Here is a 1272-nt window from a genome sequence, read left to right as displayed (position 1 = left end):
GCCGGGGCTGACGCCGTGGGCGCTCGCGGCCTCGAGGACGCGCTCCACGTCGGCGCCGGTGACCGTGCCGGTGCGGACGTTGACCCGCGCCTGGAAGTGCTGCGAGGCGAGGCGCCCGCCGCTCATGTTGACGATGACCGACTGGACCTCGACCTTGGCCATCCGCTCGGCGGCGTGCACCGCCTGCCGGATCGCACCCTCGGCGGCTTCGAGATCGACGATCGCGCCACCCTTCAGCCCGTGCGAGCGCTGGTGGCCGATGCCGATGATGCGGGCGAGGTGCGTGCGGCCCTTCAGCGTCGAAAGGGCCTCGGCCGGCTGCAGCTCGGCGATGAGGCAGACCACCTTGCTCGTGCCGATGTCGAGCACCGACAGCGTGGTGCTGCGGCGCGCCGAGAGCGGTTTCAGGCGGGGCGTGAGGCCGTGTTGGGAATGCATCAGCGCTGACCGGCGAAAGACGGGGAACGGGCGGGGCGGCGGGTGGTCGAAAGGAGCGCCTGGGCTGGGCTCACGTCGCCGTCCCCTTCTTCGTCTTCTTCGAGGCCTCGGCCCGGGCGGCCGCGGCCTCCTCGGTGAGGCGGACCACGACCCGGTCGGGCATCCGCAGGTCGACGGCGATGATGTCCTTCTCCAGCAGTCGGTTGGCGCGCTCGAGCTCGACGAGGCGCGCCAGCGCGGCGCCGGGCTCGACCTCCGGCAGGCGGATGTCGACGCCGTCGAGCTTCAGCGTCCAGCGCCGGCCCGAGACGTAGGTGCCGGCGCGGATGCGGTCGGCCAGCGGGCCGGCCGCGGCGACCAGGGCGAGATACTCGCCGAGCTTGGTGTTGGCGTCGTCGCCGACGACGAGCGGCAACGTCGCATAGCGGTCGTCGCGCATCGTATCGATGATCGTACCGTCGGCGGCGATGACGCTGATCTCGCCGTTCATCTGCCAAAGGGCGGCCGGCTCGCGCTCGACCTGGTTGATGACGATCTCGCGGGGATAGATCTTGCGCACCGAGACGGAGGCGATCAACGGCACCCGCAGCAGGCGGGCGCGCACCTCGGCGACGTCGAGGAAGGGAACGGACGCGCGCCAGTCGATGCCGGCGGCGGCCAGCACCTCGCGCTCGTACATCCGGGAGATGCCCGAGATGGTGACGCGCTCGACGCCGAAGCCGGCGATGCGCGCGAGGATGTCGAAGGGGCGGCCGTTCTCGGCGACGAAGGCGTCGTAGCGGCCGCTGGCGACGAAGCCGGCGAGCGCCAGCGCGCCGAAGGCCGTGCTGAGGC

Annotated in this window: 2 protein-coding genes; both read right to left on the bottom strand. The window is 72.0% G+C overall.

Translation table 11 applies throughout. The features are described 5' to 3' along the window. On the bottom strand, window positions 1-438 hold a 438-nt coding region (locus tag FV222_RS26495; RefSeq protein WP_281406935.1), incomplete at its 3' end, for a cell division protein FtsA. Window positions 439-508: 70 nt separating this feature from the next. After that, window positions 509-1272 (bottom strand): cell division protein FtsQ/DivIB (locus FV222_RS26490; protein WP_246685685.1); only part of this gene is annotated, 764 nt, incomplete at its 5' end.

The sequence above is a fragment of the Methylobacterium sp. WL103 genome, assembly GCF_008039885.1.
Classification (GTDB): Bacteria; Pseudomonadota; Alphaproteobacteria; order Rhizobiales; family Beijerinckiaceae; genus Methylobacterium; species Methylobacterium cerastii.
The sequence above is the reverse complement of the archived record's forward strand: the minus strand, read 5'-3'. Positions and strand labels throughout refer to the sequence as shown.